Origin of the sequence: Streptomyces sp. NPDC088157, assembly GCF_044741545.1 — a bacterium.
Lineage (GTDB): Bacteria > Actinomycetota > Actinomycetes > Streptomycetales > Streptomycetaceae > Streptomyces.
Genome location: NZ_JBIUSU010000001.1, coordinates 904,839 through 917,789, shown reverse-complemented (window position 1 = coordinate 917,789; position 12,951 = coordinate 904,839). Strand labels below are relative to the sequence as shown.

At 69.2% G+C, this 12,951-nt stretch carries 12 protein-coding genes; 2 read left to right on the top strand and 10 right to left on the bottom strand.

Annotated elements, in window-relative coordinates; genetic code table 11:
• Positions 1-45: 45 nt before the first annotated feature.
• Positions 46-2,304: a transglycosylase domain-containing protein gene (locus ACIPFH_RS03845; protein ID WP_401822750.1), complete on the bottom strand. Its 2,259-nt coding sequence runs from the start codon at positions 2,302-2,304 to the stop codon at positions 46-48.
• Between the two features lie 237 nt (positions 2,305-2,541).
• Here ACIPFH_RS03845 and ACIPFH_RS03840 point away from each other — a divergent pair, with 237 nt between their 5' ends.
• Positions 2,542-2,757 (top strand): zinc ribbon domain-containing protein, encoded by a 216-nt coding sequence (locus ACIPFH_RS03840; RefSeq protein ID WP_328482177.1) that lies wholly within the window; start codon positions 2,542-2,544, stop codon positions 2,755-2,757.
• Positions 2,758-2,776: 19 nt separating this feature from the next.
• Here ACIPFH_RS03840 and ACIPFH_RS03835 read toward each other — a convergent pair whose 3' ends face one another.
• The 3 genes from ACIPFH_RS03835 to ACIPFH_RS03825 are packed head-to-tail and all read right to left on the bottom strand — an operon-like array spanning position 2,777 to position 7,415.
• Positions 2,777-3,577 carry an HAD family hydrolase gene (locus tag ACIPFH_RS03835; RefSeq protein WP_359122559.1) on the bottom strand — a complete coding sequence of 267 codons (801 nt, stop codon included), beginning with the start codon at positions 3,575-3,577 and terminating at the stop codon, positions 2,777-2,779.
• Positions 3,577-6,213 carry a phosphoribosyltransferase domain-containing protein gene (locus ACIPFH_RS03830; RefSeq protein WP_401822747.1) on the bottom strand — a complete coding sequence of 879 codons (2,637 nt, stop codon included), beginning with the start codon at positions 6,211-6,213 and terminating at the stop codon, positions 3,577-3,579. The genes ACIPFH_RS03835 and ACIPFH_RS03830 overlap by 1 nt, the downstream gene beginning before the upstream one ends.
• Before the next feature lie 26 nt (positions 6,214-6,239).
• Positions 6,240-7,415, bottom strand: a complete 1,176-nt coding sequence (locus ACIPFH_RS03825; RefSeq protein WP_401822746.1) for an HpcH/HpaI aldolase/citrate lyase family protein — start codon at positions 7,413-7,415, stop codon at positions 6,240-6,242.
• 176 nt (positions 7,416-7,591) lie between these two features.
• On the opposite strand from ACIPFH_RS03825, the gene ACIPFH_RS03820 reads away from it, so the two are divergent.
• Entirely contained in the window at positions 7,592-8,338 is a 747-nt protein-coding gene (locus ACIPFH_RS03820; protein WP_401822743.1) for a TerD family protein, read from the top strand.
• 19 nt (positions 8,339-8,357) lie between these two features.
• On the opposite strand, the gene ACIPFH_RS03815 is transcribed toward ACIPFH_RS03820, so the two are convergent.
• From ACIPFH_RS03815 to ACIPFH_RS03790, 6 genes are all read right to left on the bottom strand, one after another.
• Positions 8,358-9,095 carry a Tellurium resistance gene (locus tag ACIPFH_RS03815; protein WP_401822740.1) on the bottom strand — a complete coding sequence of 246 codons (738 nt, stop codon included), beginning with the start codon at positions 9,093-9,095 and terminating at the stop codon, positions 8,358-8,360.
• Between the two features lie 100 nt (positions 9,096-9,195).
• A complete protein-coding gene (locus tag ACIPFH_RS03810) occupies positions 9,196-10,344 on the bottom strand; it encodes a DUF475 domain-containing protein (RefSeq protein WP_401822737.1) in 1,149 nt (382 codons plus the stop codon).
• 75 nt (positions 10,345-10,419) lie between these two features.
• Positions 10,420-10,995: a TerD family protein gene (locus ACIPFH_RS03805; protein WP_328482170.1), complete on the bottom strand. Its 576-nt coding sequence runs from the start codon at positions 10,993-10,995 to the stop codon at positions 10,420-10,422.
• A 129-nt stretch (positions 10,996-11,124) separates the two neighbouring features.
• Positions 11,125-11,700, bottom strand: a complete 576-nt coding sequence (locus ACIPFH_RS03800) for a calcium homeostasis/redox stress adaptation protein (RefSeq protein ID WP_189917323.1) — start codon at positions 11,698-11,700, stop codon at positions 11,125-11,127.
• Positions 11,701-11,812: 112 nt separating this feature from the next.
• On the bottom strand, positions 11,813-12,271 hold the full coding sequence (locus tag ACIPFH_RS03795; RefSeq protein WP_020126914.1) for a peroxiredoxin: 459 nt from the start codon (positions 12,269-12,271) through the stop codon (positions 11,813-11,815).
• 145 nt (positions 12,272-12,416) lie between these two features.
• Positions 12,417-12,854 carry a DUF3052 domain-containing protein gene (locus ACIPFH_RS03790; protein ID WP_020126915.1) on the bottom strand — a complete coding sequence of 146 codons (438 nt, stop codon included), beginning with the start codon at positions 12,852-12,854 and terminating at the stop codon, positions 12,417-12,419.
• Between the last annotated feature and the right edge of the window lie 97 nt (positions 12,855-12,951).

Genomic DNA, 12,951 nt, shown 5'->3' with positions numbered 1-12,951 from the left:
GATCTTTCTCCGGATTCTGGGGAGGCGGGTGCCCGGTTTCGGTGGTCAGCCGAGCGGGCGCATGGCACCTGACCAGATGCCGTACGGGACGCTGTCGTCGGTCGTGCCGGCGATGCCCTTCAGGGGAAGCGGTTCGAGGCTCTTGGTGAGGTCGATGCGGTAGACGACGACGGCCGTGGACACGGCCTTGGCCGTGCCGACGTACCAGGCGGCGGTGTCGTCCTGGGTGGTGCCGGCCTTCCCGGCCACCCGGCCGAGCGATCCGGCCCGGGCGGCCTCCCGCTGCGAGGCGGGTACGTCGTCCGGGTGGGCGGTGCTGAAGGAGTCCGCGAGCGCGGAGTTGACCTCCTCGGCCACGTCGGCGCCGAAGGCCCGGCTCGCGTCCGGGGTGTCCAGGACGACCTTGGTGCCGTTCCTGGTGATCAGGCGCACCGAGTAGGGCTCCGTGTGCTTGCCGCCCGCGGCGAAGGTGGAGTAGCCGCTCGCCATGCGGATCGCGCTGGGGGTGGAGCTGCCCGTGGACAGCGCGGGCACCTGCGCGCCGAAGCTGGAGGACAGCAGCCCGGACTTCTCGGCGGTGAGGCGCACCATGTCCAGTCCGGCGTCCATCCCGAGCTGCATGAACGGCGTGTTCACCGACAGTTCCAGGGCCCGGTGCAGGGAGATCTGCCCGTAGGACCTGCCTCCGTCGTTCTTGGCGGCCGCCTTGTTGCCGCTGCGGTCCCAGTACGGGCCCTCGGGGGTCGTCACCGGCACCAGGTTGTCGCCGTCGTAGAGCGTCTCCCCGGTGACCGTTTCGGTGTCCCCGTCGCGGGTCTTGTGGATGCCGTGCTCCAGGCCGGCCGCGTACACGAAGGGCTGGAAGGCCGAGCCTGCGGGCACGGTGGTGGCGTTGGACTCGTTGTAGCCCTGCGTACGGTGGTCGGGACCGCCGTAGACGGCGAGGATCCGCCCGTCGGAGGCCACCGAGGAGGCGCCGTAGTGCGCGGTCTTCGCGCCCTTCGGATCGTCCTTCAGGGCCTTCTTGCGGGCCTTGGTGACGGCGTCGGTGAGCTGGGCCTCACGCTTCTTGTCGAAGGTCGTGTAGATCTGGTAGCCGCCCAGGTCGAAGTCCTTGTCGGAGATGTTCCCGGCCTTCTTGGCGTACTGGGAGGCGAGCTCCACCAGGTAGTCGCTCTGCTCACCGGTGTCGTACAGCGGGTTGGACTTGAGCGGCTCGGGGAACTTCGTGTACTCGGCGCGCTCGGCCTTGGACAGTTTGCCGATGTCGACCATCCGGTCCAGGGTCCAGGACCAGCGCTCCACGGCCCGGGCGCGGTTGGCCTGGCTCAGGGTCGGGTCGTAGAGGCCGGCGCCCTTGAGGAGGGAGGCGAGGAAGGCCGCCTCGCTGGCGTTGAGCTCGCCGACGTCCTTGCCGTAGTAGGCCTGGGCGGCGCGCTGGATGCCGTAGGTGCCGCGGCCGAACCAGCTGGTGTTGAGGTAGCCCTCGAGGATGTCGTCCTTGCTCATCTGGTTGTCGAGCTTGAGGGAGATCATGGCCTCGGTGAACTTGCGGCTCACCGTCTGGTTCTGGTTCAGGTAGACGTTCTTGACGTACTGCTGGGTGATCGTGGAGCCGCCCTGGGTGTCTCCCTGGCCGATCGTGCGGAACAGGGCGCGGCTGATGCCCTTGAAGGAGATGCCGGGGTCGCTGTAGAAGCTCGCGTTCTCGGCGGCCAGCACCGCCCAGCGGACGTCCTCCGGGATGTCCTTCAGCGGCATCGCCTGCCGCTGCACCCAGCCGGTGCGGGCCATCGGCGTCCCGTCGGCCCAGAAGTACACGTTGTCCTGCTGGGTGGCGTACGAGTTGATGTTGTCCGGGACGTCGGTGGCCGCGTACGCGACGACCAGGAGCATGCCGCTCAGTCCTATGGACGAGAGGACACCGCCGAGGCACTGCCGCCAGGAGGGTATCCAGCGCCGCCAGTCGGTACGGCCCGGGCGCGGGTACTGCGGGCGCAGCTTGCGGGCGTAGGGCGTGACACGAGCCACATATGGAGCCAGCGAGGCGAGGACCGGGGCGAGCCGCGGGCCGAGAACCGAAGAAATCTTGACAAAAAGGGAAGGAGTAGGTGCTTTTCGCGGGTTTTTCGACGAACGCGGTCTTTCTCTACCCTTTTCCTCATCCTCGGGCATATCCGGCAACACCGGTATGTCCGATACCCGCAGTTGCATGGTCTCGTCCGCCTGGAAAGAGGCAGGGACCTTCAACTGCATGGTGGCATCCGGCTCCTGGGGCTCCTCCCCCTGCCCCGCCTGGGTCACGACGCGTCTCCCTCCGCACTCCGTATTGCTCGCAGGCAGACGTACAGACTTACGAGGGCCTGACATGGTTGCCGTTGACGCGGCCGCAAACCTTGAACCCTCCCGACCTTGGGGTTCAACACGGCGCTCTCAAATTACCAGCGCCCTTCGCAAATTCTCCACATAAGAAATCGACAGAAGCGAACAGAGGCGAAACTGCTGACACCATGCCCGAGCATAGGGGCTTACTCTGGCGCCATGCCTCGCTACGAGTACCGCTGCCGGACCTGCGGCGACACCTTCGAACTGAGCCGCCCGATGGCGCGGTCCGCCGACCCGGCCGACTGCCCCGCAGGCCACGACGACACAGTGAAGCTTCTCTCAACCGTGGCCGTGGGCGGCACGAAGTCCGCCCCCGCGCCCAAGGCGGGCGGCGGGGGCGGCGGATGCTGCGGCGGCGGCTGCTGCGGCTGACGGCCGCCACGGCGACTTCTCAGGAGTTCTTCAGGAACTCCCGCAGGATGCGCTCCCCGGCCAGCACGCCCCGCTCGGGCAGCGCGGTGATCTCCGGGGCCGTCCAGGCGGTCTCGGCCAGCTCACCGTGGCCGGGGCGCCAGCCCCGGTCGGCGACCAGCAGCAGGTCCGCGTCGAGCAGCGAGTCGCCCGCCGCCAGCGTCAGCTCGGCGCCGGTGCGGCGGGCCACCTCGCGCACGGCCGCGCTCTTGGTCAGCGGCTTCGGCACGGCGTAGATCTTGCGGCCCTGGAGCGACACGGTCCAGCCAAGGTTCTCCGCCCAGGCCGCGAGCTCCTTCACCCACTCCTCGGGCAGCAGCTCGCGCTCCACGACGAGGTAGGCGAACAGGTCCTCGGCCACCCGCTGCTTGCGCAGCCAGAACGGGTCCGCCGTCTTCGCCAGGTACTCCTGCACCTCCGCGAGCGGCGCGCACTCGTCGGCCAGCCGGGCCAGCACGCTCGCGTGCCAGTCCTGGTCGGTCGCCCCGTCGACCAGCAGATGGCCGCCGTTCGCGCAGATCGCGTACTTCGGCGCCGGGCCCGGCAGGTTGATGCGCTGGTACTGCTTGCGGGTCCGGGTGGTCGTCGGCACGAACACCGCCCGGTCGCCGAGGTCGCTCAGCAGCTGGGCCGACGTCTCCGTCATGAACGACAGCGGCCTCGCCTCGTGCACCTCCACGCACAGCAGCCGCGGCGCCCGCGCGTCCGGCATGGTCAGCGCCAGGGCGGCCGCCGAGTAGATGAGCGTACGGTCGAGATCGCTCGCCACCAGAACCGGCATCAGACCGTCACCGCCTTGCCGTCGGCACCGGTCGCGCCCCGGGTGAACTGCGGGTGGATCAGCCCCACACAGGTGTACGGCAGGTCGCCGACCTCCTCGACGGGCACCCCTCGCTGCCCGGCGAGCAGCCGTACGTGGTCCAGGTCGGCGCCGGCGCCGGCCCGCGCCAGGATCTTCCACGGCACCCGGCGCAGCAGCACCCGGGTGGTCTCGCCGACCCCGGGCTTGACCAGGTTCACATCGTGGATGCCGTACTCCTCGCTGATCCGCTCGACGGCCGCCCAGCCCTCCCAGCTCGGCGTACGGTCGCTGGCGAGCAGCTCCTTCACCGCGCCGCCGACGGCGTCCGCGACCTCGGGGAAGCGGGCGGCGACGGCGTCCAGGAAGGCCACCGAGACGTCCGTGCCGGCGAGCTCGCGGTAGAACTTGGCGCCGTGGAAGTCGTCCGGCCCGACCAGGTCGGCCCGCAGCACGGTCCGCGAGATGAGCCCCGAGACGGTCGAGTTCAGGCAGGCGGACGGGATCAGGAAGTCGTCGCGGGTGCCGTACGTCCGCACGCACGAACCCGGGTCGGCCAGCACCGCGATCTCCGCGTCGAAGCCGGCCGCGCCGCCGCCCGCCTCGAACTCCTCGATCGCCGCGGCCAGCTCCCTGGTGATCGCGCCCTTGCCGGTCCAGCCGTCGACGAAGACGACGTCACGCGGGTCGTGGTGGGCGGCCAGCCAGCGCAGCGCGTTGGCGTCGATGCCCCGGCCGCGCACGATCGACACGGCGTAGTGCGGCAGGTCGAGGCCGTGCCGGAACTGCGCCCAGCGGCGCATCAGCACACCGACGGGGGTGCCGGCCCGGGCGAGCGAGACGAGGACGGGCCGCGGGGAGCGCTCGGCGATCACGGTCTCCGTGACGACGCCCACGGCCTGCGCCAGGCGGGCCGCGGAGGTCTCGAGCGCCGCGTGGAACAGTTCCTGGTACTGCTCGCTGGGCTGGTACTCGACGGGCAGCGACTCGGCGTAGTGCGCGCCACCGCTCTGGATGGCCTCCTCGCGCTCCTCCGTCGGTGCCTCCAGCGTCACGTCCGAGAGATCCTGGAGCAGCCAGCCGACCTCTTCCGGTGGATACGAGGAGAAGGCGGGGCCGCGAAGGGGCTCGGGCAGCATGGAGGGTCTCTCTTCCGACAAGGCGGCTGCGTACAGCGGCTCGGGGACGTACGACGGCACGACCGCGAGGACGACGTGCGGGGTGTGCGCGGCGAGCTGGGACAGGAGGCCGTCGGGGGCGTGCAGTTCCCGGGTGTCGGCCACGGAGTCCACGACGGCGACGACGGCGTCGAAGCCACCGCCCGCGACGTTATAGGCATAGCGCTCGCCCGGGCCGTCCGCCGGGTCGTCGTGCGCGGGGAAAACGATTCGGCTGCGTATCGCGTAGCCGGGGTCGTCGACCGCGAGGACGGGCGAGCGGGTGGTGGTCGAGTAGCGCACCTCGGCGGCGACGACCTGCTCCAGCTCACGGGCGAGCCGGAGCGGGGCGTACATCAGCTCCTCGAAGCCGAGCACGAGGACGCTCCGCGCGTCCGCGGGTATCGCCTCCGCGAGGCGGGCCGTCATGGCGGGCAGCGCGCCCTCCAGCCGGTCCCGGTGTCTCGGCGTGAACCCGTGCCGGCCGCCGTCGGGGAGACCTCGGGGCCAGAACAGGTCCACGCGGGCCATGTGGCCGTGGGGCCGCGTCTGCCGCGTGCGGTCGTCCTCCGGGTGCGGGTCGTGGGGCGCTTGTCGCGCGGTTCCCCGCGCCCCTGTGGGTTCGCCCCCCGGGCCGGCTTCGGCGTCACCGTCCCGCTCTGGGGGCGCGGGGAACCGCGCGGCCGGCCCCGACGGCGCGGCGGACGACCGGTCACCGCTCGGGGCGCCCTCGGCCTCGTACCGCGCCACCAGCTCCTGGCCCTTCTCCAGCACCCCCTCGGGGAGCCGTACCGTGCCGGAGGCGGTGGTGATCAGGTCGACGCGGGCGCCGATCTCGCGGGCGAAGTCGTCCAGGCGGCCCGCGTCGGCCGCCGAGCGCATGTCGACGAGGGCGACGACGACATAGCGCCGCCTCGGATAGCGCTCGTGCAGGGTCCGGACGGTGTTCAGCACCGTGTTGCCGGTCGAGAACTCGTCGTCGACCAGTACCAGCGGCCCGCTCCCGACCAGCAGCGCCGGGTCCTCCGGCAGCAGCAGGTGCGAGGTCGCGTGCGAGTGGGACTCCTCGAAGCCGCCCGCCTGCGCGACCCCGGCGACCGGGCGGCGGGTGGAGTGCAGATAGGGGACGGTGCCGATGCCGTCGGCGACCGAGTGGCCGAGGCCGGTGGCGGTCTCCGCGTAGCCGAGGACGACCGCCTCGGCCGCCTCCTCGGGGCCGAGGAGCTCACGCACCCGGCGACCGAGGGCGAACCCGTGACCGTGCACCACGGAGGGAGACTGCGGGACGTGCTTGCCCAGCACGTTGGAGACCAGCAGATGCGCGCGCTTGGGGTTGCGGCGCAGGGCCAGCCCCAGCAGGCCCGTCAGCGTGCCGTCGCCCACGAGCTCGAGGCCGAGCCGCTCGGCGACCCAGGTCCCGGACCATATGCCGTCGTCCCCGTTGTTCACTGCGTTGTTCATGCGTCCCTTGTGAGTGAGGTGGTTCTTCAGCCGGGTATGCCGGCGGCGAGCAGGTCGACGAAGCTGACGTCCTCGTGCGCGACGCCGAAGACCTCGGCGCGGAGCGTGGTGCGCTCGGCCCAGGCGCGGTGCGGCTTCACCTCGTTCATCTTGTTCGTGTACTGCGACCGCAGCACACCCCCACCGCCGCGTTCCGGCCGCAGGATGTCCGCCGCGTCGCTGTACTCCTCGTGACTGACGACGGACAGCGCGTGAACCGCCGGCACGTGGGAGGGGTGGATACAGGTCTTGCCGAGCAGGCCGTTGGCGTGGTCCAGGGAGATCTCGCGCAGCAGCCCGTCCATCGCGTGCTCGATCAGTTTCTCGCGGAGCTCGACGGCCTGCCCCTCCAGGAAGGGACTGTGCCGCAACATCGGCTTGAACATGCGCTCGGGCACCCGGAAGTACTCCCAGACCGGCCCCGTCACCGTGAACCCGGTGCCGTCGGCCCGGCCCAGCATGTTCACCACGTCGGCGATCACGGAGGCGACGATCTGGACGTCGTAGGCGGTCATGTCGGGCGCTCTGCGCAGCCCGTACGAGGAACAGAAATCGGTCACGCCGAGGCGCAGTGCGAGGACCCTGCTGCGGTACTTCTCGACGGCGCGGGCGATGCCCTCCAGCGCGTCCACCCGCGACTCGCGGTACATCAGCTCGGGCGTCTCCAGGACGGGCATGCCGAACAGCCGCCGTCCGCTCGCCGTCTCGGCGCCCGCCAGCGCCTCCAGGAAGGGGATGCCCCGCTCCTCGGTGAACTTCGGGAACACGAACCCGCTGAGCAGCTCCGCGGTGGGCCCGAGACGCCGGACCAGGTCGGGGATCTGCTCGGGAGTGCGCACCCGGATGAAGAGCAGCGGTGGCTCCAGTCCCCCCGCGTCCCTGCGCCCCGCCAGGTCGGCGAACTGCCGGACCAGGTTCTCCTCACCGGCCTCGACGTCCTCGTCGCCGATGGAGTCCTCCAGGCACAGCACCATCGACACCACGCCGCGCCCGCTCTGTTTGACGATGTCGTCCGCCAGCCGGGGCCGCGTGGCCGGGCTGTACAGCGTGGCGCCCAGGGCCGCGGAGAGCAGCCTGGCCGGGGAGTCCGTGTCGAAGACGCACGGCTCCCGGTAGAAGAGGCGCTGCCGCACCTCAGGGGCGAGGTGCCCGAAATGACGCATAAATCTCCCCCGTGGTGCAAGGTAAGTCTGTGGATTCGGCATGAGGTGGCCGGTAATAGTACGTAGGGATCCATGTCAGAGGTTCCCACCCGGCATGAATTTCAGGTAACTCACCGGTGAGGGTTCCCGAGTACCCCGCGTTGTCGTGAGCAGGCCCGAGAAGGCAGGATGACCGCATGACGCACGCGATGCTGAAGGGGTCGAACGTCCCGCTGAAAGCCACCACGGTGCGCGCCGTGCTGCGCTGGACCCCCGGGCAGGGGGTCCCGGACGTCGATGCCTCGGCGCTGCTCCTGGGCCTCGACGGCCGTGTGCGCTCCGACGAGGACTTCGTCTTCTACAACCAGCCCCGGCATCCGTCCGGGAAGGTGTGGCGGCTCGGCAAGAAGCGCGTCGCCGAGGGCCTTACGGACACCATCCAGACAGATCTCGCCGGTGTCGAGTCCGGCGTCGGCCAGATTCTGCTGGTCGCTTCGGCGGACGGGGTGACGTTCGACCGCGTACGTTCCCTCACCATCGCGCTGTACGACGCGACGACCGACGGTGAGCCCTTGGCCACCTTCGACATCCGCCCGGAGACGGGTGAGGAGACGGCCCTGATCTGCGGCGAGCTGTACCGGCGCGGCGACGGCTGGAAGTTCCGCGCCCTGGGCGAGGGCTACTCCAACGGTCTCAAGGGCCTGGCCACCGACTTCGGTATCTCGGTGGACGAGTCGGAGGAGACGGCGGCCCCCGAGCCGACCCCCGCGCAGGCCCCACGGACGCCCAGCCTCTCCCAGCCCCTGCCTCCCGAGCAGCCGTCGTCGACCGTCCCGCAGCAGCCGGCGTACGGCTACCCGGCCAGCCTTCCGACCTACGGCCACGGCTACCCGGACGGCTCCTTCCGGCTGCCGCCGCAGGGCCCGCAGTTCGTGGGGCGGTGATCCGCCGGGGGCGCGGGCGCTACTTCTCGACCTTCGTCTTGTAGCCCCGGCCCCACTGCAGCCCCCACCCGTACAGGCGGTCCAGCTCGGCCTGGAACCCGTAGACGAACCGCACCTCACGCCGCACCATGAGTTCGCCCTTCACGTTCTCGATCATCACCACCGCGCAGGACCTGGCCTGCGGATGCCGTTCGTCGAGGCCTATCTCGATGCGCGGCCCGTTGCTCGGGTACAGCGTGACGATCGCGTGGGTCCGGTCGAACGCCGGCGTCTGGTCGTAGATGTAGACGAAGACGAGCAGCCGCTTGATCTCCTCCCGGTGGTCGAGGTTCACGTACATCGTCTCGCCGGACGCCGACCCGAACCGGTCGTCCCCGCTCAGCTTCACGTACGGCGCCCCGTTCACGTCCCCCAGCAGGCCGCCCAGCGGCTGGACGACCCCCTTCGTCCCGTCCGCCAGCTCGTAGAGGCAGCCGAGGTCGAGGTCGACGTTGACCATGCTCTGGCTGTGTCCGACGACCTCCGGGGGCCGCAGCGCCTTGAAGGGATGCCGCAGCAGACTCTCCCGCTGCGGTCCGCCGATGTCGGACGTCCGCATCCGCCAGGTCAGGTTGACGCGCAGGTTGCCGGTCGCGGCGCCCTGCTTGGTCAGGGAGACCTGATGGTGCCGCTTGGTCAGTTCGATCGCGTTGGTGGCCGCGTTGCCCGAGTCGAAGTCGGCGGCCCGACTCCCCAGGAGCCCGTCGAAGATGCCCATTCCCGCCCCCACGTCCACTGATGAAAACCGGCGGGGCGGCCGGTGGAGGACTCGTCCTCACCGGCCGCCCCGCTCAGAGCGTTCCTCGCTCGGAAGGTGATCACACCCCGGACGAGACCTCAGTCTTCTCGTCCGAGGCCGCCGCTTTTCCCTCGGCCGCTGCCAGGGCCTGGTTCCGGCGCACGGAGGACCAGAACGACCAGGCGATCAGGACCACGCCGACGAGGCCGGTGATGACCTCGTTGATCTGGTACTGGATGGTGACCATGAGGAGCACGGCGAGGGCGCCGATCGCGTAGTGGGCGCCGTGCTCGAGGTAGACGTAGTCGTCGAGGGTGCCCTGGCGGACCAGGTACACGGTGAGCGACCGGACGTACATGGCGCCGACGCCGAGGCCGAGGGCCATCAGGACGATGTCGTTGGTGATGGCGAAGGCGCCGATCACGCCGTCGAAGGAGAAGGACGCGTCCAGGACCTCGAGGTAGAGGAACATGAAGAACGCGGCCTGGCCGGCGAGGACGACCGCCGGGCGCTGCTTGCCGGTGCGCGCGGCCTCTTCCTCCTCCTCGTGCTCCCGCTCCTCCTCTTCCTCGAGCTTGTCCTCGAAGTAGCCGGAGAGGCCGCCGACGACCATGTACGTGATCAGGCCGGCGATGCCGGAGATCAGGACCGTCTGTGCCTTGTCGACGTGCGCCCCGCCGTGCTGGTGGGCGTGGGTGGCGAAGGTGAAGGAGGTGATCAGCAGGACGATCAGCGCGATGCAGACCGACAGCATGTCGACCTTGCCGAGCTTGGCGAGCGGGCGCTCGATCCAGCGCAGCCACTGGATGTCCCGGTCCTCGAAGATGAAGTCCAGGAAGATCATCAGCAGGAACATGCCACCGAAGGCGGCGATCGACGGGTGGGCGTCGGTGACGAGCTGCTGGTACTTGTCCTTGTCGTTGAGCGCGAGGTCGACCGCGTCGATCGGACCGATTTTCGCGCTGATGGCGACGATGACGACGGGAAACACCAGCCGCATGCCGAAGACGGCGATCAGCACGCCCACCGTGAGGAAGATCTTCTGCCAGAAGGCACTCATCTTCTTCAGGATTCCGGCGTTGACCACCGCGTTGTCGAACGAAAGCGAGATTTCCAGGACGCAGAGGATCGCCACGATGCCGAGAGCCTCCCACCCCCCGTAGAAGACCGCTGCGACCAGGCCGAGCGCGGTGATCGCGAACGACCAGCCGAAGGTTTTCAGAAGCACTGGCTACCCAATCGTGTATTGGGGGTCCCCCCAGACGGAGTCTGGGGGCGGGTTTCCCCCGCGCCGTACTCGGCTTTACGAAACGTTGACTCCGAAGTCTAGAGCGATGCCCCGCAGTCCCGACGCGTACCCCTGCCCCACGGCCCTGAACTTCCATTCACCCTGGTACCGGTAGAGCTCGCCGAAGATCATCGCGGTCTCCGTGCTCGCGTCCTCGCTCAGGTCGTAGCGGGCGAGTTCCTGGCCGTCGGCCTGGTTGACGACGCGGATGAAGGCGTTGGCGACCTGGCCGAAGGTCTGGCCCCGCTCGTCGGCCATGTGGATGGAGACCGGAAAGACGATCTTGTCGCACTGAAGCGGCACCTTGGAGAGGTCCACCAGCAGCGATTCGTCGTCGCCCTCGCCCTCTCCGGTGAGGTTGTCACCGGTGTGCTCCACCGAGCCGTCCGGGCTCTTGAGCTGGTTGTAGAAGACGAACCACTCGTCCCCCATCACGCGTCCGCTGTTGCACAGCAGCGCGCTGGCGTCCAGGTCGAAGGGGGCTCCGGTGGTGGAGCGCGCGTCCCAGCCGAGTCCGACCATCACCTGAGTGAGGTTCGGCGCGGCCTTGGACAGGGAGACGTTGCCTCCCTTGGCGAGCGTGACACCCATGTTTGCTGGTCCTCCCCTAGGTGGTGCTCAGGTGGTGCCTCTTCGGTTGTCCTGCACGTCCGGCGCCGACCGTAAACGGTGCGGCGCCGGACGGTCAGACGTTCAGGTGGCTCGGGCCCTGCGGGTGACTCAGACGTTGACGCCGAAGTCCTGCGCGATACCGCGCAGGCCCGACGCGTAGCCCTGGCCGATGGCCCGGAACTTCCACTCCGCACCGTGCCGGTACAGCTCACCGAAGACCATCGCGGTCTCGGTCGACGCGTCCTCGCTCAGGTCGTAACGGGCGATCTCGGCGCCGCCGGCCTGGTTCACGACGCGGATGAACGCGTTGCGCACCTGCCCGAAGGACTGCTGCCGGTTCTCCGCGTCGTAGATCGACACCGGGAAGACGATCTTCTCGATGTCGGCCGGGACCGCGGCGAGGTTGACCTTGATCGCCTCGTCGTCGCCCTCGCCCTCACCGGTGGTGTTGTCACCGGTGTGCTCGACGGAGCCGTCGGGGCTCTTGAGGTTGTTGAAGAAGACGAAGTTCGCGTCGCTGCCGACCTTGCCGGAGCTGTCCAGCAGCAGCGCGCTGGCGTCAAGGTCGAAGTCGGTGCCGGTCGTGGTGCGGACGTCCCACCCCAGACCGACGATGACCGCGGTCAGGCCCGGGGCCTCCTTGGTCAGCGATACGTTGCCGCCCTTGCTGAGGCTGACTCCCACGAGTCCTCCATTGGTGTCCCGGGGCGGGGAGCCCCTAGTGCGTTGGATATCGGATCAACGAGTCGATCCTAGTGACGGGTTCCCGACCCACGCAGGCCCTGGAGCCGAAGAATCACAGGGTGTCGAGCGCGGCGACGTACTCACCGAGGTCACGGGCGTCCGGCAGCGCGTTGACGACCGTCCAGCGCACCAGGCCCTCCTTGTCGATGACGAAGGTGCCGCGCACCGCGCAGCCCTTGTCCTCGGCGAAGACGCCGTAGGCGCGGCTGACCTCGCCGTGCGGCCAGAAGTCGCTCAGCAGCGGGTACTCCAGGCCCTCCTGCTCGGCGAAGACGCGCAGGGTGTGGATGGAGTCGTTGGAGACGGCGAGCACCTGGGTGTCGCGGTCGGCGAACTTCGGCAGGTTGTCGCGCACCTCGCACAGCTCACCGGTGCACACGCCGGTGAAGGCGAAGGGGTAGAAGAGCAGGACGACGTTCTTGCTCCCGCGGAAGTCGGAGAGCTTCACGGCCCGGCCGTGGTTGTCCTTGAGCTCGAAGTCGGGGGCCTTGTCGCCGACCTGGATCGCCATCGCGTGGATGTCCCTTCGGTGGGGCTGTCTGGGTGAGACCACCCTACGCAGCGTTCGCCGAAGGCCGACGGACGGACCGACCACGAGGGCCGGCCCGTCCGGCGTCACAGCTTCACATCACTTCTCGGACGTCACTCCCTGGACGTCACTTCTTGGACTTCGCGGCCTTGGGCGTCACCAGCCGGCTGCCACTCCAGTCCTTGCCGACGCTGACGCTCTTGCTGGCCGACAGACCCGCAGTCGTCGAGGCTTCGGAGATGTCGCTCGGCTCCACGTATCCCGTCCGGCCGGTCTTCGGCGTCAGGAGGAGGATCGACCCGCCTTCTTCGATGTACGTGGTGGCGTCCACCAGCGCATCCGTCAGGTCTCCGTCATCGTCGCGGAACCAGAGCACCACGGCGTCGGCGACGTCGTCGTAGTCCTCGTCCACCAGATCGCTGCCGATGACTTCCTCAATGGACTCGCGGAGCTCCTGGTCGACGTCGTCGTCGTAGCCGATCTCCTGGACCACCTGCTCGGGCTGGAAACCCAGCCTGACGGCAGGGCTGGTCCGCTCCTCCGCGTGGTCCGCGGTCGCGCTCACGGGTTGCCTCCTGATCATGATTCGGGAATAACTCAGCCACGCGCGTGCGCGAAGCATTGGCCGTAGTCCACACGGGCGGGACGGATCGCGCAAGTAC